The sequence below is a fragment of the Candidatus Methanoperedens sp. genome (assembly GCA_012026795.1).
GTDB lineage: Archaea > Halobacteriota > Methanosarcinia > Methanosarcinales > Methanoperedenaceae > Methanoperedens.
Genome location: VEPM01000025.1, coordinates 1 through 26,855, shown reverse-complemented (window position 1 = coordinate 26,855; position 26,855 = coordinate 1). Strand labels below are relative to the sequence as shown.

At 40.7% G+C, this 26,855-nt stretch carries 31 protein-coding genes and 2 pseudogenes; 15 read left to right on the top strand and 18 right to left on the bottom strand.

What is annotated here, in order from left to right; all coding sequences use genetic code 11:
* Window positions 1-109: 109 nt before the first annotated feature.
* The 3 genes from FIB07_12680 to FIB07_12670 form a co-directional block, all read right to left on the bottom strand.
* Complete coding sequence (locus FIB07_12680; GenBank protein NJD53709.1) at window positions 110-1,360, bottom strand: hypothetical protein; 1,251 nt, start codon at window positions 1,358-1,360, stop codon at window positions 110-112.
* A gap of 101 nt (window positions 1,361-1,461) precedes the next feature.
* Complete coding sequence (locus FIB07_12675; GenBank protein ID NJD53708.1) at window positions 1,462-2,490, bottom strand: radical SAM protein; 1,029 nt, start codon at window positions 2,488-2,490, stop codon at window positions 1,462-1,464.
* 49 nt (window positions 2,491-2,539) lie between these two features.
* Window positions 2,540-4,024 carry a radical SAM protein gene (locus FIB07_12670; protein ID NJD53707.1) on the bottom strand — a complete coding sequence of 495 codons (1,485 nt, stop codon included), beginning with the start codon at window positions 4,022-4,024 and terminating at the stop codon, window positions 2,540-2,542.
* Between the two features lie 183 nt (window positions 4,025-4,207).
* Here FIB07_12670 and FIB07_12665 point away from each other — a divergent pair, with 183 nt between their 5' ends.
* The 6 genes and pseudogenes from FIB07_12665 to FIB07_12640 all read left to right on the top strand — a co-directional run bounded on the left by FIB07_12665 (window position 4,208) and on the right by FIB07_12640 (window position 9,427).
* A complete protein-coding gene (locus FIB07_12665; GenBank protein ID NJD53706.1) occupies window positions 4,208-4,438 on the top strand; it encodes an Lrp/AsnC family transcriptional regulator in 231 nt (76 codons plus the stop codon).
* A gap of 10 nt (window positions 4,439-4,448) precedes the next feature.
* On the top strand, window positions 4,449-6,299 hold the full coding sequence (locus FIB07_12660) for a DNA topoisomerase VI subunit B (protein NJD53705.1): 1,851 nt from the start codon (window positions 4,449-4,451) through the stop codon (window positions 6,297-6,299).
* Window positions 6,296-7,405: a DNA topoisomerase IV subunit A gene (locus tag FIB07_12655; protein ID NJD53704.1), complete on the top strand. Its 1,110-nt coding sequence runs from the start codon at window positions 6,296-6,298 to the stop codon at window positions 7,403-7,405. Before FIB07_12660 ends, FIB07_12655 begins: the two co-directional genes overlap by 4 nt.
* A 64-nt stretch (window positions 7,406-7,469) precedes the next feature.
* Window positions 7,470-8,531: a hypothetical protein gene (locus FIB07_12650; GenBank protein ID NJD53703.1), complete on the top strand. Its 1,062-nt coding sequence runs from the start codon at window positions 7,470-7,472 to the stop codon at window positions 8,529-8,531.
* Window positions 8,532-8,989: 458 nt separating this feature from the next.
* Entirely contained in the window at window positions 8,990-9,208 is a 219-nt protein-coding gene (locus tag FIB07_12645) for a type II toxin-antitoxin system HicB family antitoxin (protein NJD53702.1), read from the top strand.
* A pseudogene (locus FIB07_12640) lies at window positions 9,205-9,427 on the top strand (addiction module toxin, HicA family). The gene FIB07_12645 and the pseudogene FIB07_12640 overlap by 4 nt, the downstream one beginning before the upstream one ends.
* Before the next feature lie 302 nt (window positions 9,428-9,729).
* Here FIB07_12640 and FIB07_12635 read toward each other — a convergent pair.
* Both FIB07_12635 and FIB07_12630 read right to left on the bottom strand, forming a co-directional pair.
* On the bottom strand, window positions 9,730-9,984 hold the full coding sequence (locus tag FIB07_12635; GenBank protein NJD53701.1) for a hypothetical protein: 255 nt from the start codon (window positions 9,982-9,984) through the stop codon (window positions 9,730-9,732).
* 575 nt (window positions 9,985-10,559) lie between these two features.
* The gene (locus FIB07_12630; protein NJD53700.1) at window positions 10,560-10,934 is read right to left on the bottom strand and encodes a helix-turn-helix transcriptional regulator; all 375 of its coding nucleotides are present in this window, start codon (window positions 10,932-10,934) and stop codon (window positions 10,560-10,562) included.
* A 98-nt stretch (window positions 10,935-11,032) separates the two neighbouring features.
* Between FIB07_12630 and FIB07_12625 the strand changes: the two genes are divergently transcribed.
* The 3 genes from FIB07_12625 (at window position 11,033) to FIB07_12615 (ending at window position 12,521) form a co-directional block, all read left to right on the top strand.
* Complete coding sequence (locus FIB07_12625; GenBank protein NJD53699.1) at window positions 11,033-11,332, top strand: hypothetical protein; 300 nt, start codon at window positions 11,033-11,035, stop codon at window positions 11,330-11,332.
* A 213-nt stretch (window positions 11,333-11,545) separates the two neighbouring features.
* Complete coding sequence (locus tag FIB07_12620; protein NJD53698.1) at window positions 11,546-12,100, top strand: hypothetical protein; 555 nt, start codon at window positions 11,546-11,548, stop codon at window positions 12,098-12,100.
* Complete coding sequence (locus tag FIB07_12615; GenBank protein NJD53697.1) at window positions 12,075-12,521, top strand: HEPN domain-containing protein; 447 nt, start codon at window positions 12,075-12,077, stop codon at window positions 12,519-12,521. The genes FIB07_12620 and FIB07_12615 overlap by 26 nt, the downstream gene beginning before the upstream one ends.
* Before the next feature lie 248 nt (window positions 12,522-12,769).
* Here FIB07_12615 and FIB07_12610 read toward each other — a convergent pair whose 3' ends face one another.
* From FIB07_12610 to FIB07_12600, 3 genes are all read right to left on the bottom strand, one after another.
* Window positions 12,770-13,276, bottom strand: a complete 507-nt coding sequence (locus tag FIB07_12610) for a PIN domain-containing protein (protein ID NJD53696.1) — start codon at window positions 13,274-13,276, stop codon at window positions 12,770-12,772.
* Window positions 13,266-13,490, bottom strand: coding sequence for a hypothetical protein (locus FIB07_12605; protein NJD53695.1), 225 nt, complete (start codon window positions 13,488-13,490; stop codon window positions 13,266-13,268). The genes FIB07_12610 and FIB07_12605 overlap by 11 nt, the downstream gene beginning before the upstream one ends.
* 134 nt (window positions 13,491-13,624) lie before the next feature.
* Entirely contained in the window at window positions 13,625-13,822 is a 198-nt protein-coding gene (locus tag FIB07_12600) for a hypothetical protein (GenBank protein ID NJD53694.1), read from the bottom strand.
* Window positions 13,823-14,101: 279 nt separating this feature from the next.
* On the opposite strand from FIB07_12600, the gene FIB07_12595 reads away from it, so the two are divergent.
* The 6 genes and pseudogenes from FIB07_12595 (at window position 14,102) to FIB07_12570 (ending at window position 18,332) form a co-directional block, all read left to right on the top strand.
* Window positions 14,102-14,320: a type II toxin-antitoxin system HicB family antitoxin gene (locus FIB07_12595; GenBank protein NJD53693.1), complete on the top strand. Its 219-nt coding sequence runs from the start codon at window positions 14,102-14,104 to the stop codon at window positions 14,318-14,320.
* Window positions 14,317-14,539 (top strand): annotated as a pseudogene (locus FIB07_12590) (addiction module toxin, HicA family). Before FIB07_12595 ends, FIB07_12590 begins: the two are co-directional and overlap by 4 nt.
* Before the next feature lie 553 nt (window positions 14,540-15,092).
* Window positions 15,093-16,265: a molybdopterin molybdotransferase MoeA gene (locus FIB07_12585; protein NJD53692.1), complete on the top strand. Its 1,173-nt coding sequence runs from the start codon at window positions 15,093-15,095 to the stop codon at window positions 16,263-16,265.
* Window positions 16,266-16,295: 30 nt separating this feature from the next.
* Window positions 16,296-17,030, top strand: a complete 735-nt coding sequence (locus tag FIB07_12580; protein NJD53691.1) for an ABC transporter permease subunit — start codon at window positions 16,296-16,298, stop codon at window positions 17,028-17,030.
* A gap of 1 nt (window position 17,031) precedes the next feature.
* Entirely contained in the window at window positions 17,032-17,760 is a 729-nt protein-coding gene (locus FIB07_12575; protein ID NJD53690.1) for a phosphate ABC transporter ATP-binding protein, read from the top strand.
* A 26-nt stretch (window positions 17,761-17,786) separates the two neighbouring features.
* Window positions 17,787-18,332 (top strand): LysR family transcriptional regulator, encoded by a 546-nt coding sequence (locus FIB07_12570; protein NJD53689.1) that lies wholly within the window; start codon window positions 17,787-17,789, stop codon window positions 18,330-18,332.
* Between the two features lie 22 nt (window positions 18,333-18,354).
* On the opposite strand, the gene phoU is transcribed toward FIB07_12570, so the two are convergent.
* From phoU to FIB07_12520, 10 genes are all read right to left on the bottom strand, one after another.
* The gene (phoU, locus tag FIB07_12565) at window positions 18,355-19,008 is read right to left on the bottom strand and encodes a phosphate signaling complex protein PhoU (protein ID NJD53688.1); all 654 of its coding nucleotides are present in this window, start codon (window positions 19,006-19,008) and stop codon (window positions 18,355-18,357) included.
* 1 nt (window position 19,009) lies between these two features.
* Window positions 19,010-19,768: a phosphate ABC transporter ATP-binding protein gene (gene pstB, locus FIB07_12560; GenBank protein ID NJD53687.1), complete on the bottom strand. Its 759-nt coding sequence runs from the start codon at window positions 19,766-19,768 to the stop codon at window positions 19,010-19,012.
* 12 nt (window positions 19,769-19,780) lie between these two features.
* Window positions 19,781-20,581, bottom strand: a complete 801-nt coding sequence (gene pstA / locus FIB07_12555) for a phosphate ABC transporter permease PstA (GenBank protein NJD53686.1) — start codon at window positions 20,579-20,581, stop codon at window positions 19,781-19,783.
* Between the two features lie 32 nt (window positions 20,582-20,613).
* Complete coding sequence (gene pstC, locus FIB07_12550; protein ID NJD53685.1) at window positions 20,614-21,573, bottom strand: phosphate ABC transporter permease subunit PstC; 960 nt, start codon at window positions 21,571-21,573, stop codon at window positions 20,614-20,616.
* Window positions 21,574-22,698: a phosphate ABC transporter substrate-binding protein PstS gene (gene pstS, locus FIB07_12545; GenBank protein NJD53684.1), complete on the bottom strand. Its 1,125-nt coding sequence runs from the start codon at window positions 22,696-22,698 to the stop codon at window positions 21,574-21,576.
* Window positions 22,699-22,996: 298 nt separating this feature from the next.
* Window positions 22,997-23,878, bottom strand: a complete 882-nt coding sequence (locus FIB07_12540) for a sugar phosphate isomerase/epimerase (GenBank protein ID NJD53683.1) — start codon at window positions 23,876-23,878, stop codon at window positions 22,997-22,999.
* 247 nt (window positions 23,879-24,125) lie between these two features.
* Window positions 24,126-24,530, bottom strand: a complete 405-nt coding sequence (locus tag FIB07_12535; protein NJD53682.1) for a hypothetical protein — start codon at window positions 24,528-24,530, stop codon at window positions 24,126-24,128.
* Window positions 24,531-25,080: 550 nt separating this feature from the next.
* A complete protein-coding gene (locus FIB07_12530) occupies window positions 25,081-25,299 on the bottom strand; it encodes a hypothetical protein (protein ID NJD53681.1) in 219 nt (72 codons plus the stop codon).
* Between the two features lie 115 nt (window positions 25,300-25,414).
* Window positions 25,415-26,311, bottom strand: a complete 897-nt coding sequence (locus FIB07_12525; GenBank protein NJD53680.1) for a PHP domain-containing protein — start codon at window positions 26,309-26,311, stop codon at window positions 25,415-25,417.
* Between the two features lie 114 nt (window positions 26,312-26,425).
* Window positions 26,426-26,764 carry an undecaprenyl-diphosphate phosphatase gene (locus tag FIB07_12520; protein ID NJD53679.1) on the bottom strand — a complete coding sequence of 113 codons (339 nt, stop codon included), beginning with the start codon at window positions 26,762-26,764 and terminating at the stop codon, window positions 26,426-26,428.
* Window positions 26,765-26,855: the final 91 nt, after the last annotated feature.

The following is a 26,855-nucleotide window of genomic DNA, read 5'->3' as shown; positions in this document are numbered from 1 at the left end:
GATTTGATCCTCGCAAAGTCGGCGATCAACTGTAGCTCATAAATAAGAACATGAAAAACCCGGCTGCCGGGTTTTTCATACCATGAACGGAAATTAGATGAATCAAAGACTATTTATATATAACATTACTGAATGGTTCTTTTTTGATGGGTTTTGATGGCAGCTGTTTTATGAATTCCCCGGCCTGTTCTTCACCATAGTTCATCATATTTTCTATGAATTTCGGGTTTCGATCCATCTTTGTTTCAACATCCAGTTCCCGGAGCATTTTAATGAATCTAACATTAATGCGTTTATATTTTCCTTTTTTTAATAATCCCTTTTCTATCCATTCATTTACTTTTTCAATAAAATATAACTCCTGATATAATGAAAGATTACCGGCAAGTTCATTTCGCCGATCTCGAATAGCTCCTACTGATACCGGTAACTTTGGAATTGTTCTTGGATTGATCTGTATTACCCATATCTCATCAGGTTTTACATTAACTCCATCAACAAAATCCCGTAAAGGAGGATTCTGTGAAAACAAACCGTCCCAGTATTGACTTTTCATAATAACATTTAACGTACTATTTCTCTCTACAATGAATTCATCGGTTCTACCATCATCTATTCTAAGGTTTACCTTATTTTTTTCATTGTTAAGACTCAGAGATAGATAATTTCCTTCAGTAGATGCTCTAATGATCTTATTCTCATCGGTTTTTTCAATTTTTGCTGTTTTTAACCAATCAATACCATAATTCTTTTTTAGAAAGTCAATAAATCTTACGCTATCGTTTCCCGGAATTTCATCCCAGTTGAACAAATATGTATTAACAGGTACTGCCCGAAAGAAAGTTGGTATTGCAGCCGAAGCCATGATCACATCAGAATTGACCGTGGAATTCTTAAACACACTGAAGTTACCTGATAAAACATCAACTGCCCCAATAATCAATTCAGGTCCTGGATTTTTGAATTCATTAATTTTTTCAAAATCCACTTGCTTTTCAATAAGGCTCCTCAGGTAATCCTGATAATAAGATGGGAAATCATATGGGCTTATTTGCGGGACTAAAATTTTATCCTGGATATAAGATGTTTCAACGATCCATTCATTCAAAAGCAGATCTCCAAATGTATTTGCTGAAATATCTTTCCAAAACGATTCCAGCAGCCTGATCGCCTTATCGCTGCCTTCTGTTAATAGCCCATACCAGGTCAATAAAGCGCAAATAGCGCCACCTGATGTTCCACTAAGAGCTATAATATCGTACTTTTTCTCATTTTCTTTTAGAATTCTTTTCAGCACGCCTGCGGTAAAGGCTGTATGACTACCTCCTCCCTGGCATGCTATAGCGATTTTATTTACCATAACTATTAAACTCCCCTTATCATTTAATATGATAGTAATTCTGATTTAAATAGATTATCTCTTCAGGACTACACATTCCAGGATATGTCCGGATGTTAAACTTAAACAATTACATCCGCAAGTCCCGATTTTTTCAAAATATCAACCGCTTTCCGGCATTCCTCACCTGTCAGCGCCCTGTTGATCTGAGGAAATTCATTTGCCCTGTAATGTGCAGAATACTGGAACATCAGGTTAAACCTTATCTTCGGGATATTCTCTTTTGTCCATTCAATGACAGGTCTTGTACAGCACTCGATATTGTTTGGAATAACAAGATGGCGCAGCAGTATTTCACCCCTGATATACGCGGTCTTGAAATTTCGTGTGACAACAGACCAGTAATCAGGAATATTTGAATATTTCAGGGCGCACTCATCATTCCCATATCGAAAATCCCCGAGATACACATCTACCACACCCTCAAGGAGCTTTGCGACCTCGCTGGAATAATACATGTTGGAGTTCCATACAACAGGAACATTGATCTTTAGCGCATTCAGGATTTTCAGGATCGTATGGGTATGCGGCGTGGGCGTTACGAAATTTACATTTCTTGAACCGTATGCCCGCTGCAATGTTATCCTGTGTGCAAGTTCTTCTGGCAATATTGGAATACCTCTTTTCGGCGCTGTCGAGATCTGCCAGTTCTGGCAATAGACGCAGGAAAAATTGCAGCCCGTAAAAAATATCGTATGTGAAGGCACCAGTTCCGGTTCTTCACCATGATGCAGGAACTCGGCAGAATATCGGGAGACAGCATCCATCTTGCAATATCCTGTTTCCTTCTTTTTCCGGTTTATTCCGCACCTGCGTTCACAGAAACAGCAATCCCGGAGAATTTTATCGGCAATAGCAACTTTCAGGTCAAGAAGAGAAGATGCTGCACGCGGAAGAAGTTCTTCGACAGAGTTTATATTATCTAATCTTTCCTGGAATGATTTCATGGCCCCTTCATGTAATCTCCATAGCTCATGAATATCCGAATCCCGGCTGAAATCAACATGTATGGATTGTGAAATAAGGAAATGGGATGGTAGTTTATTTCTCACCACTTTCAGGTACCTGCTAAGATAAACAGGGTCTGAAATAGAATCAGAAAAGGGATTAGAAATGGGCATTTTTAAATCTTATGACACATCATGCTCTTACCCTTAATAATGGTGTTGAGAATTTTTTCTCCACCTGTGCCCTGTGGATGGTATTATAAGTACAGAAAGGGATTATCCTTCCATCAGGTGTTGCATAATGAACCCCGCATCTCTTGATCCTCTCAAGATCCATATTATACAGATCCATGAAATGCATTGAGCCGATAAAAAGAGTATGCCTGTGGAATTCCTTGGTAGCTTCCCCTGTTCCTTCCTTCAGGACATCGATAAATAATTTTTTCACATCGATCGATTTTGGCGCCTTTGAGGCATCAATGTATCTGGGTAATGCTGATATAAGACTTCCTATCCTTTTTATTTTTCCAAGAGACTTGCCAATCCATTTATCTCCATTTAAGGCCAGGTCATCAATGTATTCAAGAAGCCCTTCCACATCAATAAAGCGGGTTATAGGAATTATTTTCCCGTTTTCAATGTAAATATATGTGCCTGTTCCGCAATGCGGATGAACCGTAAATTCAATATTCGGGATTCTTTCTTCTGCAGCCACAAAATGAGAAATCGGAACCACAAAGGGTACCGGATAGAAATCATCCGCAGTAATCGCCCCTCCTGTCTGTTCATCAATCAATCTGAATAAGTCCGAAATAGTAATCCTCTTTTCCATCCTCTCTTCTTTATGTATCCTTCCTGTAAATGAAATTGGCTGGAAATTGATTCCTTTTACAGTGTCCATATTCTTTACTGCAAAGCGGATAATATCGCCTACCTGCATATCGTTTACACCTTTTGCAAGTGTGGGCACAAGAGAAACGCTGGTAAGCCCCCCTTTTCTGCAATTCTCGATAGCTTTGAGTTTTATCGGGAGCGCATTGAAACCCCGGTTCTTGATATAGGGTTCTTCGGTCACCCCGTCAAATTGCAGGTAAACAGTATGAAGACCTGCATCGTTTAATTGCCTGCATAATTCCAGGCTCCTTGAAAGCTTAATCCCATTTGTTGCCATCTGAACCTGCGTAAAATTAAATTCACGGGCCATCTTCACGATCTCCACAATATCCTCGCGCATCGTGGGCTCACCTCCTGCGAACTGGACAGCAGGGCAGGGAACTGGCTTTTCATTTCGAAGCGTCTGCATCATTGCCCTGATCTGGGATAGCGCTGGTTCATAAAGATAACCTGATGCTGAAGCATTGGCAAAACATACAGGGCATGCCTGGTTGCAGCGGTTTGTTACATCAATATTGGCAAGAATTGTAGTTGTTTTATGAGACGTGCATATCCCGCATGACTGGGGGCAATTCCCATCAGGTCCGTTTGGATTCATTACACCGCCACCATCATGCCAGTAATGTTCAAAACGTCTGAACTGCTCCGGATCAGACCAGTAGATATCCTTGAAATGACCGTGCTTTGTGCACGTTTTTTCAAGAACCATTTTTCCATTCTCTTCAATTATCGAAGCATCGATAACTTTAAGACACTCAGGGCACACCGATTTTGTTGATCTCATAGACACACACCCTAGATTATTTAATAAGGATATTGTTATTTATTATATATGAGGTTTTCCTTGATAGATAGTATATTGACTTAATCTGAAAACCCAAACTCCCATTATATACAAACCTTTTTAGTACTTAAGGTTATCATTGTTGATAATTGGAATTAAATATCAAAGGACCAGTGATAAGAATTGGTAATCGGAGTAACACTTGTGAATGTAGTACCGGGGCAGGAAAAAGCAGCTTATAATGAGCTTGTAAAAGTAAAAGGAATCAAAGACGTATATCATGTGTTCGGAGAATATGATTTTGTTGTCATAAGCAATGTTGAGGGACTGAGCGCATTAAACAAACTCGTTGATACGATAAGGGAAAGTGAAAACATCACGGCCACTCAAACAATAGTGGGTGCTGAACTCTAAGGGATGCTTAATGGTCATTGCAGAGGAACTGGCAAAAAAGCAAAAGGCCATTAGTATCGCCGAATTTTTTGAAAAGAACAGGCAGATACTGGGTTTTGACTCAGGCACAAGGTCCCTGTTAACATCCGTAAAAGAAGCGGTAGATAATTCCCTTGACGCCTGTGAAGAGTCGGGCATCTTACCTGATATTTTTATTAAACTTGAAAATACATCTAAAACGAATTTAACCCTGATAGTTGAGGATAATGGGCCCGGGATCGTAAAGGAACAGATCCCCAGGGTTTTTGCAAAATTGCTTTATGGCTCACGCTTTCATGCGGTAAAACAAAGCCGCGGGCAGCAGGGCATCGGCATCTCTGCAACCGTGCTTTATTCCCAGTTAACTTCAGGCAGGCCCGTAAAGATTATTTCCAAAATAGATCGCGATGCTCCGGCTCATTATTTTGAACTGCTTATAAACACCCATACCAACGAACCTGAGATACTTGTCGATAAGATCGTGGACTGGGACAGGATGCGGGGAACGCGTCTTGAACTTGAGATGGAAGCTTCCTATGCCAGGGGACGAAGACAATCTGTTTACGAATACCTGAAGGATACGGCGATTGTAAATCCCCATGCCCGCATAACTCTTATTGAACCTGATAATAACCAGATAATATTTGAAAGGGCGACCGACAAACTGCCTTTGCAGGCTAAGGAAATACTGCCGCATCCTCATGGCATTGAGCTTGGTACGTTAATGAAGATGCTGCGGTACTGTGAAACAGACAGGCTTGATTCGTTTTTGCGAAGCTCATTTTCAAGAATGGGACCAAAAACCGCTGATGAGATCTGCATGAAAGCAAGCCTGGATCCTGAAACAAATCCAAAAGCGATCAAGCTGGATGAAGCAAAAAGGCTTCACGGGGCATTCAAGATCGTCAGGATACTGGCGCCGTCCACTGACTGCCTGTCTCCCATAACCGAGGAACTTATCCGGAAAGGTGTGGGGAAGGAACATACTGTGGATTTCATTGAAACTACCACGCGTCCTGCGTCTGTGCATAACGGCCATCCATTCCAGGTGGAAGCTGGCATTGCTTATGGCGGCAATCTCCCAAAGGAGGAAAAGGTAGAGATTCTAAGATTTGCAAATCGTGTGCCTCTTTTATACCAGCAGGGAGCATGCGCCATAACACATGCGATTGAGAATCTTAACTGGAGGGGTTATTCGTTAAACCAGCCAGGTGGATCATTGCCTATCGGTCCTGTAATAATCCTGGTGCATGTGGCATCAACACATATCCCTTTTACTTCCGAATCAAAAGAAGCAATAGCAGATGTACCTGAAATCATAAGTGAGGTGGAACTTGCGCTCAAGGATGTGGCGCGAAGGCTCAAGAATTATCTGTCAAGGCAGGATAATCTTGAAAAAAGGCGTGAAAAGGAAGAAATAATCTATTCTATCCTGCCCCGCATTGCAAAGAAAGTGGGAGAGATATTAGAGCGCCCCACACCTGATATTACGCCGATCGTTGCAAAAATAATGAGAAATGTATTTTGCCAGCGCGTGGTAAAGCAGAACGGGAACGGGTGCGAGGTAGAGATACATTTTAAAAATCATGGGGATTCGGTGCATCATTTTAATCTTCATGAGACGCTCCCGTATTCTATCGTATCGCCAAGTCCTGAGCCAAAAAAGATCCCTGTGGGAAAACAGGTCGATTATGTGTGGAAAGTCTCTCTTAAACCGGGTGAGCAGAAAGCCATCATCTACAGGCTGGATATCGCTCTTGAAGAGGCGGCAAAACTGCCACAGCTTGTGGTCGAGGGCATTGAGAGCGAACTTATTACAGGCGCAAAGGCGGTCAACGTATGAATGAAACTGAAAAAAGCAATAAGGAGATACGGGATTCCCTCTCAAAGACGACTTTAAAGAAACTCATCCAGGATTTCTATGAGCAATTTGAGAGCGAGACCATTCCTCATATCACGCTGCCCTCGCGAACCAAGAAGAACATCGAATTGAACACGGACAGCGACGTATGGGTTTATGGTGATAACGAGAGCATGCGCAGCGCCAAAACCGTAAAGGGCGCAACCCAGCTTCTTAAGACATCGCATGTGGTGGAACTCTTGATGAAGGGACATCTTGACCAGAATAAGAGCTCGACCCTGAGAGAATTGTATTATATCAGCGAAAACTGGGATGTCGCAAAATTCAACGAACAGGCAGAAAGCGACCGCCTGATCGAAGACCTTGAGATAATAACTGGCTTGCAGCGCGAGGATTTCCATGTCCGTCCCGAAGAGAATGGCGCGACACTGTACGGACCTATCAAGATCAAGGAATTAACAAAGCGCGGCGACCGCACCATGCACTGCCAGGATGAGGTTGGCGAGGCAGGATACCAGATACCTTATAATGTGGAGACCATAAAGTTCGTGGAGCATGATGCCAAATTCATTATAGCCATCGAGACAGGCGGTATGCAGGACAGGCTTATCGAGAACGGGTTTGATGAGAAATTCGATGCCATTCTTGTGCACTTGAAAGGCCAGCCCGCACGAAGTACCCGGCGCATTATCAAGCGCATGAACGAGGAACTCAAGCTGCCCGTTGTCGTATTCACGGACGGTGATCCCTGGAGCTTTCGCATATACGCAAGCGTAGCCTACGGCGCCATCAAGAGTGCGCATCTATCCGAGTTCATGGCAACGCCTGCGGCGAAATTTATCGGGGTGCAGGCATCTGATATCGTGGAGTACCAGCTTTCTACTGACAAGCTGAATGACCAGGACATCAAGGCGCTTGAGAGCGAGCTTACTGATCCGAGATTTGATACGCCATACTGGAAAGACCAGATAAACCTGATGCTAAAGATCGGGAAGAAGGCTGAACAGCAGGCATTTGCGGGGAAGGGTCTGGATTATGTTACGGATAAGTATTTGCCGGAGAGGTTGACGGAGATGGGAGTGATTTGAAGGCGTATACGATAATAGAGTGATGATTGAAAAAATTGCAGGCATATTAAGATGAATTATTTGTATGAAGAAGAAAGCCAATGAAGTTAATAAATCAGAAACTGTAATAAATGAAAATTCAAAAGTAACACTATTTAGTAAAGAATGGTTTGAAGATTGTAATCCATATCTGACTTTCACTGCTTCAGTTATTGCAATTATTACTTTTATAGCCTCTATGTTAATTATTAAGATTTATATTATTCCGTATATCCTAACTTCAGAAATTATCCGGGATTATGCTCCAGAAGATTATTTGATGGGTGCGAGTTTGGAGACTCCGAATTATGTATTAAAAACCACGGAAATAATTGATATTAAACCTACATCTTTACCTTTAAAATTATTTAACAGTAAAACCTTTTTCCTACCAAAAGACAGTTTTGATTTTAAAATAAATCCAAGTGACAAATATAAGTATAAAATTGATGATGTTAATAAACAAATTGTCTTTAATTTTTATGAAAGTCGTTCTGAAATAGAAAACATACAAATAAGTTTCAGCTATAAACAGTTAAGAAACCCAACTGTTATTTTATTAGACTACAGTGGTGTTGTAGTTAATACAACTATTGATGAAAATCTTATTTTAGAAAATGCAGAAAATGCTAAAATAACTTCTTATCGCGCAAATTGGATAATTAACGAGAACGAAACAGATTGGTTACTCGATAAGATTCAAAACAATCCAGATTTTATCCTTGTGGATGGAAATATAATTCGTCCGGATATAAATAGAACAAAATTAAATAAAACAAACGTTTTGATTTATAGCTGGGATATGGATTTTAAAGAAAATGAGATAAAACCGATTAAAATATTAACCAGAACAAGCGCAAATTACACAAGGTATAGTTTTAACGCTGAATACGTGAGGAAAGAACCCGCTACAAAATATGAGTTCCCATTCAAGGAAGGTAATTTTGAATGGGTTAGACCAATGATTTTTATGAAAGAGTTTCCATTCCCAAATGAAACTGGTTATTTCAATGGTTCAGGTTTTCTATCGTTCCCTTTTCCTGTAAACAAAACAATTTATGAAAAATTTTATCAAGATTTTTCAAAGCAAGGAAGAGTCTTAGAATGATAATTCAGTGTTAATTTTAAGATGATGAAGCTACAATTGAGATATTCTGACACTATCGAATATTTCAGCAACTCTCCTAAATTATATTATATACTTGGCTGTTTCTCTCAAAAACATGCGCACCATCCAAAAAATGAGAATGGCGTCTCCCTCAAATCTTTGCGCCCTTTGCGTACTTTGCGGTGAAAATAATAATTAAACCACAAATATCGCAACTCTGCGCCCTCACCTTACAGTTCCATGCCCACCAAGCACATCATCCCGGCGGCGCCTGACCGAATTATTTAGCATGGAGACTCCGCACTTCCCTCAATCACACAATGCCCGACGCCAGTCAAAGCGTGCGCATCCGGCTGCCAGTGCAATGGAAAAACGATGAAATTTTTGCATAAATTGGTACCATAAATACTTTATCTATTCAATACATATTATTGATGTACATCAATTGAGGCATTTTGATGAAATTTAAAGTATTACTGGAAAAAGACGAAGACGGCTGGTATGTGGCTACAGTGCCATCTTTACCCGGCTGTATATCCCAGGGCAAAACAGAAAAAGAAGCCCAGGAAAACATTAAGGATGCTATCGAGTTGCATATATCGATGTTGGCGGAAGATGGTATTCCGATAACTCCCCATGCCGGAATTAAAGAAACAATGGTTTCTGTTGCCATATGAGCAAATTGCCCATTGTCTCTGGACAAGAAGTAATAAAAGCACTGACTAAAATCGGATATTATGTTCGAGGTCAAACAGAAGTCATATCCTTTAAGAAACCCTGAAAAACAGGCTCTAACAATTCCAAACCATAATGAGATTGCACGCGGAACTTTAAGAACTATAATTAAGCAAGCAGGACTTACAGTGGAAGAATTTAATGAACTTTTGCATAAATAGTCATGAGCCAAATTTTGCCATAATTTGTATATCAACAACCCAGAAGACACCCTTATCCTATTCATGCGCCGCCTAAAATGAGACCGGCGCGTCCCTCAAAATCTTTGCGCCCTTTGCGTGCTTTGCGGTAAAAAAAATGAATAAAGCCAACAAATAACACAAGCCTGCGCCCCCATCACACATCCTCATGCCCCCATGCGCATCGTCCCGGCGGCGCCTGATAGCCCGAATTATTCTTGCAGTGACATTAACTGAATTTATTAGAGGATTAAAAAAATTCAATCAAAATACAAAAAATATGATTAAATCTCCCTGTAATCGTGTTTTCTGCTCAATATATCCACAATTTCGATCTCACTGCTATGTTTGTGTAAAATATAAATCACCCTGAATTTTCCGATATGTATTGACCAATATGGATTTCCTACTAATTTTTTGCCTATGGGAGCCATTGTTTTAAGTTCCAGTATCTTGGTCCAGATTTGCTTTTTTGTTTTAAGATCCTTTATTTTTGAGAAAGACTTATCGAACTGTTCTTTTATTATAAGTTCGTACATTTTTAATATTTATTTGAGCTCTGGATGTTGTTTTAGAAAATCCTCTTCGGTCATGCCGGGACCCATCCTCGCTCGTTTTAACCTTTCAAGTTCTTCCAAAGTCAAGTTCTCCGAGTCAATTATGGTATTAAGAAGGTCTACTTTTTGTAATAATTCATTATATTTACTTTTAGGTATGCAGATGGTTGAATCCATAATATTACTAATACTATCTTTATCGAATATAAAATCTTATCTTTCACACTGCAACTCTCCCTACTATGATATCATTATGCAGGTTGGCTGCACACATTCAGCTGCCTCGGCGCCATCCCTAAGATGAGAATGTTGCCCCCTCAAATATTTGGGTCAAAAGAATAGATAAAACACAAATAACGCAAACCAGCGCCCTCATCGCACACCCCTATGCCTCCATGCGCATCATCCCGGCGGCGCCTGACAGCCGGAATTTTTCTTGCATAACTGTGCCACCTTTCCAATTACGGAATCCCACCCTCAGCACAAACCCAGCTCCGGACAAACCGCGCGCATCCGGCTGCCTCGTAATCTGCTTACGGTGTGCGATAAACCAACTTTTAGAAGGAAGTTAGCTCTGCAGCTTCAGTATCAAGTGAAGTACTCATAATTTTGGAAGCAGCGCCTCTTTTTTCTTTTTCGACAAGTTTTCCAAGGCGTTCTGAAACAATAAATCGCTCCAGCATCAAAACAATCTTTGCTTTCGGATTATCATTATTAAGCTGGTAAAGATGAGTTTTTCCAACCTTTCTAACTTTTCGGATAATATCTTCTTTCAATAGTTTATTTATATGGGCATAAACCGTTGCCTTTGTCACACCTGTCATTCGAGCGATATCCGGACCCGATAAGGTATCTTCATAGTTCTCCGCAAAAGTTTCAACTATTTTAACCTGCGGACAGTCGCCAAACAATTCTGATAATACGTACATCATGCACCTATAGTTTAATATCTATTCTTCAAGTTTAGTTTTTATCCTATTTAACCCTTTTGCGCTGGATTTATAAAGTCTCTTAATATTTTGAGCCTCCAATGAGCGACATTGATTTTGATCTAACACAGGATGAGCATAAAGTCCTTGAGCTGCTCGGCAAGCTGCATGTATCACAGAATAAAAATATCAATGAAGCAACCATACGTAAAAAGTTACCTTCAAAATATCATGGCAACCTGCACGAGACTATTAAAAGCCTGCACAGTAAAGGGCTTTTAAGGTATTATCGCTCACAGAATTATTGTTTGACAGATGAGGGCAAAAGGATTGCTGAGAAACTGGCAACCGAGCTTTTTAAGAAAATATATGGCGACCTTAGAATTCTGGTAATATTTTAAGGCAAGTTAAATTTCTTCACCACGCATTTCAATCCGCATCCTAATTTCTCCGCCCTCCACACCCGAATGCCCGGCGCGGGTCGAATATACCTAAACAAGTTTCCCTGACACGTCCCCTCAGGCTGCGCTCCCTAGGCGCTATCAGATGGTTACATATAATTGTTCACAAAAAAGGAACAAAATGTTTATTATAAATAAACAATATGTTTAGTAATGATGAACGATTTACAAAGATTGTTTACAAAAAAGAATCTGGTAATCCTGAAAGACCTATCAAGTAAAAATGAAACATATATAAGAGAAATTTCAGAAAATACAGGCGCATCCCCAGCGCAGGTTCATCAGGCAATTAAAATATTCAAAAAATTAGGTTTTATCAAAGAAAAGAAGGTCAAAAATAAAAAAATCCTGTCCCTGGATTTAAATAACTTGCTTCTCAGTAAAATCAGACAGCTTATCAATATTAATGATATGCTCAACCACATTTCTTTCAAAGAACTGAATAAGCACGGGATTGTCGGCATATACGGCAGTTTTGCCGCAGGAAAAGATACGCTGCAAAGCGATATCGATATGTGGATTTATACAAAAAATCATTCAGATGCCATAAAGCTAAAAAACATAACGCGCAAAATAGAAACAGATTTCAGGAAAGAGGTAAAATTACTGCTCCTGACCGATAAAAAAATAAAAGACTTAAAAGAAAACGACCCTGAATTTTATTTCAGATTGAAACTGACATCTGCAGGAGAAGATATATTTGACTGAGCTATCTGATTGTTTTGAGCGAAAATTGCTCACAGGTGTAAGTCCCAGCACAGGACTGGCGAAAAAAAGCCTTATACAGGCTGGGCTTTTCCTGACTGATGCCGAAGATTTAGTTAAAATTGGCAAACAACGAATGGGTACGATTGCTCTTTATAATGCCTTCTTTCACGTTGCAAGGGCACTGCTTTTTAAAGACGGGATAAAAGAAAGAAGCCATTTTTGCATTGCCCGCTACGTTGAAGAAAAATATGTTAATACAAAGTTGCTAAACAGGGATTTCCTCGATTACCTCGATACCCTTCGCGATGCCAGGCATGAGACTCAGTATTCGCTTGATTTTGCGGAAATAGGGATGGATTTGCATGTTGGAATCGCAGTTTGTAGAGAATTTATGAAAGTGGTGGATGTACTGATCAAATAGATATAAGATATTTACTTTGAGTTATCAAACACCGATAAAACCACAAGCAACGCAAACCAGCGCCCTCATCGCACATCCCCGTGCCCCCCCAATGTGCATCGTTCCGGCGGCGCCTGACAGCCAGAACTATTTTTGCATGGCTGTGCCACCTTTCCAATTACGGAATCCCACCCTCAGCGCACGAACCCAGCGCCGGTCAATGCGCGCGCATCTGGCTGCCCCGCAGCCTGCAAATATATGCGAACTACTCATGGTTTCCAGACTTTGATCCATTTAACTCTCTCGAAATCGCTATCGTTAGTAGCAATGTCAAATATCCTGTATCGTTTCATAACAGACAGATGCAGCGCATCTTTTGGATGAAGAAGATATGATGTTCCAAACTCATATATCCTGAAAGCATCCTCGCCTGTGACCTCTAGAAGTTTCAGGCCGTCCAATGATTTAACATAACCCAAAAAATCTTCAAGGACAGAATAGCACTTCAGGGCGAAATCCCGATCATTTTCAATCTTTTCTCTCACTTTTCGAGAACTTCTGGATTCAAGTAAATCAAGTCCTTTATTTATAATAAGGACATAAGCTGCCTCATCAATAACTGACGGGGAAGTATAAGCCTCTACTTCTTTAAACTCAACTTTTTCCAAAAAAGCGGTTACCGATTCGCTATATTTTGATTCTGCCGCATGATAGACAAATATATTTGCATCAACAAATATTGGCTTATCTCTAAAGTTTGACAGCTCATTTCTCATATTTTTCTAAAATGCTATCCGAATAAATCTCCTTCATTTCCTTTTGAGAGATTCTCAATTTCCCACAATAGCCCTTCATTCTTCGTGTGATATTTTTTTCCTTGATTATGAGTTCTTTCTCTCCGATCTTGACTTCAAGGGTTCCGGATATTCTTGCATCATGAAGAGTCCTATAAGGAATAACAAGTCCTTCTTTAATGACATCAGCTTGCATATTAAACCTAACGCAGAATATACATATAAAACTTAACATGAAATCAAAAAATAGGCTATCAAAATTCTTTGCTATACTTTTCATTCTCTTTGAGAACAAAGATAAAAACATTTGAATCCAGGTTTACTCTATTATTAATAGCCTCTGGCATGCTTTCTCTCATTTCTGATCATTTCAACAGAATCCAATTCAAGTTTATCCGGGATATTCTTTAGAATTAGAAAATCCAGTGCAGCTTTATGCATCCTCGTTTTTGATTTTATTCTAGAAACTTTAACATTAGAATAGATACTGCTTCTTAACTCTTGCATCTCTTTTTCTAATTTTTTCATCCGGCTCATCAATTTCTGGACTTGCATAATATTCTTTATTACCCGGAAATTCATAAGCTTTCACTATAATTCTTCACACCCTTTGCGCTGCCGCTAATTATGGAATCTCACCCTCAGCCCACGAACCCAGCGCCGGTCAATGCGCGCGCATCCGGCTGCCCCGCCATGCCGCCAGCTTCGTGCCATGGAAAAACGATGAAATTGTTACCGTATATTGGTACCATAAATACTTTATCTATTCAATAAATATTATTGATATACATCAATTGAGGCATTTTGATGAAATTTAAAGTATTACTGGAAAAAGACGAAGACGGCTGGTATGTGGCTACAGTGCCATCTTTACCCGGCTGTATATCCCAGGGCAAAACAGAAAAAGAAGCCCAGGAAAACATTAAGGATGCTATCGAGTTGCATATATCGATGTTGGCGGAAGATGGTATTCCGATAACTCCCCATGCCGGAATTAAAGAAACAATGGTTTCTGTTGCCATATGAGCAAATTGCCCATTGTCTCTGGACAAGAAGTAATAAAAGCACTGACTAAAATCGGATATTATGTTCGAGGTCAAACAGAAGTCATATCCTTTAAGAAACCCTGAAAAACAGGCTCTAACAATTCCAAACCATAATGAGATTGCACGCGGAACTTTAAGAACTATAATTAAGCAAGCAGGACTTACAGTGGAAGAATTTAATGAACTTTTGCATAAATAGTCATGAGCCAAATTTTGCCATTATTTGTATATCAACAACCCAGAAGACCCCCTTATCCTGCTCATGCGCCGCCTAAAATGAGACTGGCGCGTCCCTCAAAATCTTTGCGCCCTTTGCGGTGAAAAGAATATATAAAACCACAAACAACGCAAACCAGCACCCTCATCGTCCATCCCCATGCCCCCATGCGCATCGGCGGCGCCTGACAGCCAGAACTATTTTTGCAGCGATGTTGTATATACGAACACAGATTGTGAGGATGACGCGGATACCCACGGATTTGATTATCCGTGAAAATCCGTATGATCCGTGCAATCCGTGTTCCTTCTTCTAAAATCCATGCTCTTCATTTAAGACATATTTTTACAGCACCCTTCTGAAGGAAAATAAAGGTGCTGCCAATTATGGAATCCCCACCCTGAAATCTCAGCGCTCTAACCCAGCGCCGGTCGATGCGCGCCAGATTTTTATCTATTACAAAAACTAATTTATGTTGTTACCGACTTTCGATAAGTTTATATCAATTATGTTATGTTTAAGCTAACATAATAATGTGAAAACAATAATAACACTCACAGAAGCGCTTGAAAGAATAAAGCAGCTAAAGAGCACATATTACTTCAGGCGCGAATCAGAAAAGGTTGCCCTTCCCGATTCTGTGGGAAGGGAGCTCGGTGAAGATATTATTGCGGAATCCATGTCCCCTGCGTTCGATATTTCTGCGATGGACGGGTTTGCAGTCAGAAGCTCTGAACCTTACCCGCTCAAAATATCCGGGAAAGTATACGCTGGCGACAGCATTGTAAAGATAAAGAGCGGCGAGGCTATGGCAATCGCAACAGGCGCAATACTCCCGGAAGGCGCTGATGCAGTGCTGAAAATCGAGGATGCGGAGGTTAAAAGGGACCTTCTATACGGAAAAAAGCTAAATACATGGGAAAACGTGTTCCGAAAAGGCTCGGATTACAGTGCCGGAGACAGGATATTTGAGAAAAATCACCGGATAATGCCCCAGAGCGCTGCGCTATTATATAGTCTTGGCATCGAAAAGGTTCCTGTTTATAAAAAAATCAAAGCCGGTATAATTTCCACGGGCACAGAAATTTATAACGGAATGATAAAAAATACAAGTGCAGTGCTGATACAGGGATTTTTGAAAGAATCAGGCCACGAGTCCGAATTTATAGGCGCTGTCCCTGACGACTATGACAGAACAAAGAATATGCTGCTGCAAGCATGTGAAAAATACGACGCAGTATTTACGACAGGCGGTATTTCAGTGGGTGAGCGCGATTTCGTTGCAGATATCATTGCCCGGACAGGAGAAATAGTATTCCACGGGGTCGCTATCAGGCCAGGAAAACCCTGTGCTGTCGGCATTGTGAATAACACTCCTGTATTTGCACTTCCGGGCAAACCAACAGGGGCTTTCACTGCTCTTGAAATAGTCGTGAAGAGATATTTCACGGATATGCCAAGGGCAATGCATGAACTTACGATAAATGAGGATGTTGTGCTGCCGGAAAAAGGTTTTGAATATATCCTTTTCATGAAGATAATAAATAACAAAGCCATCGGATACGGCAAAGAGATGAAGTTGGTTGATAAGGAATATAATACTGCTATAATCTCGGCATCTCCGAGGTCCTGCGTCGTTGAAGGGTATGTAATGACAGACAGGGATATTAAAAAAGGTGAGCTGGTGAATGCATATCTTTTCTATTGAAGTAAACATGAATCAACAGAAAGGCCGGACATGAGCAGCTCTGACTTTTTGATACAGGGAATTATTAAAGCGTTTGAGCTGATATTCAGCCAGAACCCATATATCCTGAGCATAACAGGCGTTTCTGTCAAAGTATCAGGCACCGCCACTATACTTGCTACCTTTACTGCAATACCATTGGCGTTTGCCATATCTTTCATGCACTTTAGGGGTAAGCAGGTCATCATCACACTGATTAATACTGGTATGGGGCTTCCCCCTGTTTTTGTTGGCCTCCTTGTTTTCCTGATGGTTGTGCCTGTTGGTCCCTTTGGGTTCCTGGATATTATTTACACGCAGGAAGCAATGATCCTTGTCCAGTATATTCTTATTACACCAATAATATCCGGCATTTCTCTTGCTGCAATAAAATCTGTTCCCCAATCGATAATCGAGACGGTCTATACTCTCGGTGGAAACAAAACAGATGCAGTGATTGCGACATTAAAAGAGGCAAGGTTTGGCATCATCACAGCGATACTTGCAGGACTTGGAAGGGGACTGGCAGAAGTTGGGGCCATTCTCATCGTAGGTGGCAACATAGCACGCACGGGAAGTGTAGGGGGAATAGGTGAAGGACTCTCTGAAACCAGAACGCTCACCACCGCAATCACATCCGAAACCAGTAAAGGCGATATCTCAACATCGATAGCTCTCGGAATTATACTTATCTCCCTTGTACTTTCCCTTAATATCCTGGCAAACTATTTCCAGAGGAGAAATTAAAATGGAGGAATTGTTCCGGATAGAGAACCTTGGCAAATCCTTTGGGAATAAAGAAGTATTGAAAAATATCAACCTTGAAATTTATCGAGGGGAGATTTTTGCTTTCATGGGGCCAAGCGGGGTTGGGAAGACCACAATGCTTCGGATCATAAATTTTTTGGATACACACTCATCAGGAAGAATAGTGTTTAATGGGAATGAATATTTGATCAATAAGAAAAACAATATCATGTCCAGGATGTCAATGCTTTTTCAGAAACCTGCGATATTCAATTCTTCGGTCTTCGATAATGTAGCCTATGGACTGGCCATTCGGGGCGCAGATAGAAACAAAATTGAAGAAAAAGTAGCTGATGCGCTAAATCTTGTGGGACTTAGAGGCTGTGAGAAACAAAAAGCTCTGACCCTTTCAGGCGGGGAAGCCCAGAGAATGGCTTTTGCAAGGGCGATTGTCTTTAAACCTGATGTCCTTCTTCTTGATGAGCCGACGGCTAATCTTGACCCGGCCAATGTTGCGAAGATAGAGGAAATTATCAGAAAGATAAGAAACGATCCTGGCACGACGATTATTATGGCATCCCACAATATGCACCAGGTCAGGCGCATCGCCGACAGGGTGGGAATTCTGCTTAATGGAGAGTTGATTGAGGTAAATACTAAAGAGCAGATATTCACTTACCCTAAAGATGCGAGGTCTTACGCGTTTATAAATGGAGAGTTTATATATTAATAAACCTTTCTTAATTCAAGGTTGCGATGGAACGAACACAGGTTAAAACAAAATTATGGCTGGTAAACAACAAAGATGAACCAATCATGGGTGAGGGAAAAGTCTCTCTCCTTAAAGCCATTAAAGAAGAGGGTTCTTTGAACAAAGCCTGCAAAAAAACAAATATCTCTTATAAGCATGCATGGCTTCTGCTAAACGAAATTCAAGAAAGCGTGGGAGAGCCCGTAATAATCAAAAGAAGGGGCGGAAAAGACCAGGGAACATTTTTGACCGAAAAAGCAATAGACTTAATAGACGAATATAGTACATATCAAAATATACTTACTCAAACAGTGTATGATAAAACATTCTGGGAGGTGATCGGGTTGAAAATATCTGCAAGAAATCAGATGAAAGGTAAAGTATTGGATATCGAGAAAGGGGACCTTGTGTCAAAAGTCAAGATCCAGATAGAACCTGCAACAATAACTGCGGTAATAACAACAGAAGCGGTTGAATCCCTCGATATCAAAAAGAATGATAAAGTAATGGCTATAGTAAAAGCGACAGAAGTCATGATCGGAAAAGAATAAAAGAAAGAATTATTCAGAGGAGCTAATTTAACTCCACCCTTTCTCCTGTCACCATAAAAACAACGCTTTCGCACAGGTTCGTTATGTGATCCCCTATTCTCTCAAGATATCTTGCGACAAAAGTCAGGTGTTGTGCGCCAGTTATCTTTTTTGGTTCCTCGATCATAATTGTAATAAGTTCCCTTCTTACCTGGTCAAAGAGCGCATCGATCTCATCATCTCTCCTGGCGGTCTTTCTTGCAAGCTCCACATCCTTATTTTCAAAGGCATTCATGCAATCCCTGATCATTTCCTGGCAGATATCTGACATTCTTGGTATATCGATGAGAGGCTTAACGGGAGGCACATCAGCACTCATCTTCGTAATAACCGCTATTTCTAAAGAAAGATCGCCAATCCTTTCAAGATCAATAGACATTTTTAAAACTGCGATTATCAGCCGCAAATCCCGCGCCATAGGTTGCTGGAGAGCAAGAAGACGCATGCAGTTCTCCTCAATTTCATGATCCAGGGCATCTATCTCATTATCCATGTCAATGACATTCTGGGCCATCTCCACATCACGATTTCTAAGAGAAATTACTGCATCCCTTATTGCACTTCCAACAAGGTTTCCCATGTTAACTATATCTCCCTTCAACCTGTGAAGGTCTTTGTGATACGCTTCCCGGACCATATTATCCAAACCTCCCGACTATGTAATCTTCAGTGCTCTTTTCCTTTGGCTTCTTAAATATCTGATTTGTTTCTCCGAACTCTACCAGCTTTCCATACAGGAAGAAAGCCGTATGATCACTGACTCTTGCTGCCTGCTGCATATTATGCGTTACTATGACTATGGTATATTTTTCTTTAAGTTCCATCATCAGGTCTTCTATCTTGCTTGTAGATATAGGGTCAAGGGCTGAGCAGGGTTCATCAAAAAGGATAACATCCGGCTCAACAGCTAATGCCCTTGCTATGCACAGGCGCTGCTGTTGGCCGCCAGATAAGCTTGCGCCGGATTTGTTAAGGTCACTCTTGACCTCATCCCAGAGAGCGGCCTTTTTTAAGCTCTCCCCGGCGATATGATCGAGCTTCTTTTTATCCTTTACTCCACCCAGTTTCAACCCGGCCACAACATTATCACGTATTGACATTGTCGGAAATGGATTGGGTTTCTGGAATACCATACCGATGCGCCTCCTGATATCCACAGGGTCGATATCGTTACCATAGATATCCGTGTCATCAACCATCACTTTACCCTGGACTCTTGCTTTTGGTACGACTTCATGCATTCTATTGATGCATCGGATGAATGTGGATTTCCCGCATCCTGACGGACCGATGATAGCAGTTATCCCGTTTTTCTCAATACCAATATCGATGTTATGGAGTACCTGTTTGGCTCCAAACCATGCATTGAGATTTTCTACTGTGATTTTATTCTGCATTTATACTCCTTTTTACATTCCATATTTTTTCCTGGTAACAAACCTCACTCCAATGTTTAAAATAAGAATCAGGATAATCAGAATAAGAGCGCCTCCCCAGGCTTTAGCATGCCAGTCAGGGAAGGGTGTTATTGCGTATGTATAGATTTGTACTGGCATGGTAGATATTGGTTTATCTAATCCGTTAGCCCAGAACATATTGCCAAAAGATGTAAACAAAAGTGGTGCAGTCTCACCTGATATCCTTGCAATGGAAAGTAAAACGCCTGTTATTATGCCGCTTCTTGCAGTGTTTATAACGATGTATAATGTTGTTTTCCACTTTGGTATTCCTAATGCCAGGGAAGCTTCTTTGATCGATCCGGGCACAAGCCTGAGGGATTCCTCAGTAGTTCTTGTAACAATCGGTATCATCAAAACCGATAGTGCCACTCCGCCTGCAATAGCCGAAAAGCTTCCAGAATAAAGGACAATGAAAGTATAACCGAACATCCCTGCCACTATTGAAGGTGTGCCAGTAAGCACATCAGCAACAAAACTTACTATACGGCCAAACCTGTTCTGTCCATATTCTGAAAGATATACACCAGCGAGGATGCCCACAGGAAGCCCGATTAAGCATGCAATCCCCACGACTATGAATGTCCCCTGGATTGCATTCCCGAGTCCGCCTCCAGGTTCACCAACAGGCCTGGGGATCTGTGTAAGAAAATCCAGGTTTACAGCTGATATCCCGTTGATGGTTACCGTGTAGAGGATGCTCAGCAACGGGATTATGGCAATTGCCACGCAGGCAGCTGTAAGAATTGCCATAACCCTGTCTATTATTCTTCTTTTATTCCATTTCACGTCACTCCACCGCCCTCAACTTTAAGCAGCTTCCACACCAGAATCCTGGCTGCAATATTGATTATGAAAGATATGACCAGTAGCAAAAACCCGATCTCAATAAGAGATGAGATGTAAAGCTTTGAGGTAGCCTCCACAAACTCATTTGCAATAACCGAGGCCATAGTGTACGATGGTGAGAAAAGTGACTCTGATATCCTGGGACTGTTCCCGATGACCATAGTCACTGCCATTGTTTCGCCTATCGCCCTGCCAAACCCAAGGATTACAGCCCCGAATATTCCTGATCTGGCATAAGGAAGAACAGCAATTCGTGTGGTCTCCCAGCCTGTAGCGCCCAGAGCCAGGGCTGCTTCCCGCTGGTGTGTGGGCACTGTCATAATGACTTCCCTGGATACCGATGATGTTATTGGGATAATCATGATTGCAAGTATCACTCCGCCGGTGAGCATGGATAATCCATACATCGGTCCCTGGAAGAGCGGAAGAAAACCAAGGTATGTTGAAAGAGGCGGTGCAAGATAGTCGCGGATGAAAGGGGCGAGAATGAATATCCCCCAGAGGCCGATAATGACGCTTGGAATAGCAGCCAGCAACTCTATTATGAAAGATAAGGGTGTTCTCAGCTTTTCCGGGGCGAGTTCTGAAAGAAATATCGCTATTCCAAGACTAAAAGGGACGGCAATGACCAGGGCAAGAAATGATGATACGAGAGTCCCGAAGATAAAAGGCAGGGCGCCAAATACCTCAGCGACGGGGTCCCATGTGGAACCTGTCAAAAAACCCATGCCAAAAATGTCTCTTGAAAGTGCTGACCCGATAAAAAGCTCTCTGAACAATAAAAATGCTAGAATCATTATGCTAAGGGCAAAGAAGCCGATAGCAGCTTCAAAAATAAAATCGCCGGAGAGTTTACTCCGGCTGATATGGAAAAAAGACAATTTCGATCGATCCATCTAAATAAATTGTTGTCCGTTGTAGTTCATAAGTTTTATGGTTTTTTCATTAATGCTTATGACTTCGTCCGGCAGCGGTACATAGAGAAGGTCTGAGGAATATTTCTGGCCGTCATGTACTGCCCACCAGAGGAATTCAGCCAATAATTTACCCTTTGTCTGGTCTTTCTGGTCTTTATAGGCAAGGAAATAGGTAAAGCTGCCTATAGGATATGAATTATCTCCCGGGGCATTTACAATACTCACGGTTGACCAGTTTGCATCGCCTGCTGGCAGTGTCTGCACTGCGCCTGCCGCAGCGTTTGCAGTGGTTTCAAGGGTCGGTTCGATGAACTTTCCTGCTTTATTCCTGATATAAGCATATGAGATTTTCTGGAGTTTGGCATAAGCCAGCTCGATATAACCTATTGAATAAGGGTTCTGGCTTAATAGACCTGCAACGCCTTCATTCCCTTTTCCGCCAAGACCGACAGGCCAGTTAACCGATTTACCCTTTCCAGCCTTTGATTTCCAGTCGGGACTGACGGCTGAAAGATAATCCGTGAAGACAAAGGTCGTTCCGCTTCCATCGCTCCTGTGTGCAACAATAATATCTTTATCCGGGAGCTGGATACCTGAGTTAATGGAAACTATCCTCGGATCATTCCATTTTGTGATTTTCCCGAGGAATATATCAGCAACCACATCTCCGCTAAGTTTAACCCCGGTCTGTATGCCTGGCAGGTTATAAGCTACAACGACTGCACCTATAGACTCGGGTATCTGGAGGACTCCGGAAATATTTGAAAATTCCTGCTCTGTCAGGGGCGCATCACTTGCACCGAAATCTACCGTTCTTTCGGTTATTTGCTTTATACCCGCACCGCTTCCCACGCTCTGGTAATTGATCTGGACATCCGGCTTTATCTTATTGTATTCCGAACTCCATTTTGATATCAGGGGATAGGGGAATGTTGCACCTGCGCCATTTAAGGTTTCCGGGGCTTTTGTGGTCTGGTCGGTTGGTACGCCTGTCGACTGCGCAGGTTGTACCGTAGGCTGTACTTCGGCAGGTTGCTTGCTTACGCATCCCGCTAACAGCACGCCTGCCAGGATCAGAATTAGTATCATCTTTAATCTATTCATTTTATTTTTTCACCAGCAAGAATTCTGAATCAAATAATATATAGCTACTCCCAAGAATCTATAGATACTATATAAAATCAGTAAATTATGGTTCAAGAAATGATGGAGACCAACATTTACAAATCCTGCTTTCTTAATCTGTTCTCAAACAGTTCGCATTATCTGTTAATATGCTGAAACTGCACATCCCGATCAGGGTATGATACTCCTTAATGTTTTTCTTATTCCTATCGTAAATATGCGACTGATTTTGTCTTGATTTATAGATGCCAACTTATTAACGGGAGTTGCCTAAGCTTTATTGAACGCATACGATAGCAGATTCAATAGGATGCAGGGGCGTTAAACCATACCTTAAATTGCAAAATTCTCTGATTTGTACAAGGCTTTCAAGGGTATTTTCTTTCGATGAGTTTTTAAGTTCCAGGATCAAATTTCTTGTATTTGTCTTCAATATATTTTTAAATACTTCCCTGAAATTTATTTTTCCAAGTCCCAGAGGAAGGTGGCGGTCTCCAAACATTGCTTCTTCTGACTCCAGGATACCGAAGTTATCATGAAGATGCATTTGATGTATGTAGCTGCCTAACTCAAAATAATCTTCCAGGAATAGCCCATTTGCTCTGGAGGCAATAAACGCATGACCGATATCCAGATTTATCTTTAAACTTTCTGAGCCCACCATTTCAATTATATGGAAAATTTCTCCCGGGAATACACCAACTTTATTTCCTCCTTCCCTGTCAAAAAGGTTCTCTAAGAGCAGGATGACGCCGTATTCTTCGGCGAGAGCACACAGGCGAATTAAATTGAGTATATTAGAGTTAAGACACTTTCTTTCGCCATTCTGACTGCCTGGATGAACAACTACATATCCCGCTCCGATTTCTGCGGCTATCTTGACGACTTTTTCCATAACAGTGAAATTTTTTCCGTTACTGGCTGAAAAATCTATTTTTATTCCCTCGATCCTGGAATCAATGTGTGGGGCATGAATAGTAAATTCAGTGCCAAAAGATGAGGCAAGATATTTGGCTTTTGACAATAATTCTTTCTTTCTTTGTTCGTCCAGAAAATCCACCCTGTCAAGACCGAGCTCAATAATTTCCACCTCCTGAGCATCGATTTCTCCACCAAATTCTTTTATCCGGGGAGAATTCATACCTACTTTTGTATTCATATAGTTCTTTTATCGTTATCTCACAAATATATCTTAATTATTTTTAGGAGTTGTAGTATATATTTTAAAACCCAGTAATATCACTTATCCGTTTAGGTATATAACTTTTAATAATCCTCTTTAAGTCTTTCATAACTTTAGATTAGAATTTACACATTATATATTTTATCTAAATAATCTATATATTCTATATATTATCGTATAAATTAGATTTCCTTTCAAAGAAGCGCAATGCTTTCAAATCTTTTCAAGCCTTTTCCGGTGAGTACCTGATGGCCATTACCCTGATCACTCCGAGCACCAGCAGCAATGCCGAGAGTGCGAAAATCGTTTCAAATCCAAATGTTTTGGAATAAAACCCAACCGTGGCCTCACGCATGGTTATTAAAATCGTGACGTCTGTTATGTCGGTGAGCTTTATTCTTTCGAATCTGGAGTAGTCTGCAAAGGTCTTGAAGAACTCGATTACAATAAAGAGCGTTAGAACGTTAGTAACAATTTTATTAAAACCGCCATCAAGCGAGTCTATCGCAACAGAGCCTATATCAAGTAAAATCCGCAACATCCCTGCTATAAGTGCCAGCAGCAGTATATACAGGATGATGGTAACGATAGAGTCGGTAACTTTTTTAAAAATTTTTCTGTGATCTATCATTTAACCACCATCCAGAGGGCAAGTATAAGAAGAATTATTATCAGAAAAGATTCAATCTTATTCAAGCTCATTTCCAGTTTAATATGTTTATATTTTAATATATCCCATTTTAATAGATTTCAGGTTAATTAACATCATTACTGTTTCATGGAATTAATTTTGTCATAGATGCAGAGCATATGTGAAATTCTTCAGCTGCCACATGCTTTGCTTCTCTTAAGGCATCATGCGCATTTAACCCCTGTTCTACAAATTCTTCTCTTTTTTCGCAGATAAATAACAGGATATCGAGTGGATTCATAATTTCATCTCAGCCTACTTGGCTGCAAATCCTCCACGCATGAACAAGTATATCTCCTTATCTTCCTGATTTAATTCCATAAATCCCTCTTCGGTTGGATTGTTAAGTTTACCGTATGAGAGGGATTTGTTCATAATTTTTTCATTTTCTTTCATTTCTATCACAGATTAAGATTCTACCCGCAAATTTATATAATTTATCACAATAATCTATAGATACTAAATAAAATCAGTATAAATAGTGGCTTTATGCCAAATCCACCATACCGGTCTCAATATGTGCGGCTTGTATGTTGATACGATTATTGCTGAAGAAAGTGCTGGAAAAAAGATATCCATAGTCTTCTCTGTACAGGTCCGCCCAGGCACTATCCAGAGCATCCCAATCTATTTTCAGCAAGATTTTTTGACCAGGCTGCTTACCGCAAAATAAAGGATTATTTATAATGTTCTCATTTTCATTCATATCTATCACAGATTAAGATTTCATTCACGGAGTTATATAATTTATCACAATAATCTATAGATACTAAATAAAATCAGTAGAAAGACCCCTTTAATAATCTGGCATATTTCAGCCATTAACCTGTATTCTCAATCCATTTTCTTTTACCTTTGACATTCAGGATGATTTCCCCGGATACTCCGAAAAAATAAGATAGCTGTAACCCGATATACAGTCCCGCACCTATTAATCCAAGAGCTTTTGTCTTTTTTGTAGTCTTATCTATTGCCATGTACAATATGTCCTGGCTTTTTTCGCCTTTCAGGGAATTATATATCATCCCGATGCTTTCCACTGCTATTTCCCTGCTCCATGACATACATTCCGACAGGGAAGTTTTGTTTCCGCCAAAGGTTGTTTTTCTTTTAATTATGGATTTGCGAAGTTCCTCGGAAGTCCTCCCTTCAAAAATTGTGTACCCGTTGCCTATCATATCCATTGAGTGGGCATCGCTGCTTCCCAGCCGTGCCAGGTTTCCGGGAGCGAAAGTCTGCGCCATTAAATTTGAGTAGGCATCACGATGGTATGCATTGAATACTTCCACGCCATCCAGTTTTAGATGACATATCTTCTTTCCAAGGGAGGAACATTGCGGGCTGAAAGGATGAGCTGCTATGGCAACACCTCCCTGGTCGTGTATTAGGTCTATAGTCTCAGGTGCGCCAAGCAGGGGTTTGATCTTTTCCTGGATGAACAATGCCAGGATTTCACCGTCTGTGCTTGATATTTCTTCACCGATTACAACATCGATATCCTCTGCGTGTTTTTTAGCTTTAATAGCACCCTGTATCGTGTTATGGTCTGTTATGCACAGGATATCAAGTTTTTTCCTTTGGGCAGCTTCGATTGCTTTTACGGGATCTGTAACCGATTCGGGGAAATGTAGAAAGGAGTATTTTCCGAAGCCTGAACACCTGGTATGAGTATGGATGTCTGCTATACCCTGCCGATTATCTTGATTTATTTCTTCCATGCAGTACAATTATTATATTGGAAAAATAAAGATGATCTTAATAATATATATACTCTATATAGATTTTCAAGTCACCGGATTGATGCGGGATGAGAGAAATGCGATAAAAATATTCTAGCCAAATATGTTGTACGAAGAAGATGCTATAACATACAGTATAATGATAAGACTGAATCCAGAGCAGAAATAGCCAAAATTTATCGTCTCTGCAAGTTTTACAAGGGATTTTATCGTAATCAAACCAAAAATGAACGAAGCAATTATTCCAGGAATGATTAAAACATTGATTGTTTTGGTTTTCAGTAATCCAAGCAGGACTTCTACTCCTAAAACAGCAGGAATACTAACAAGAAAGCTAACTTTTAGGGCCTCCCTGGCTGAATAACCCCTGAACATCAGCATTGAAACTGTTGTCCCAGACCTGCTCAAGCCTGGAATAGCAGTAAAACTCACCTTTCAAAGATGATCGAAAATCCGCTATCTATTGCCCATATGTGTGTTAGCCTAACAAACGGTTAGTCCTATGCTTATCGTTTTTTAAAAT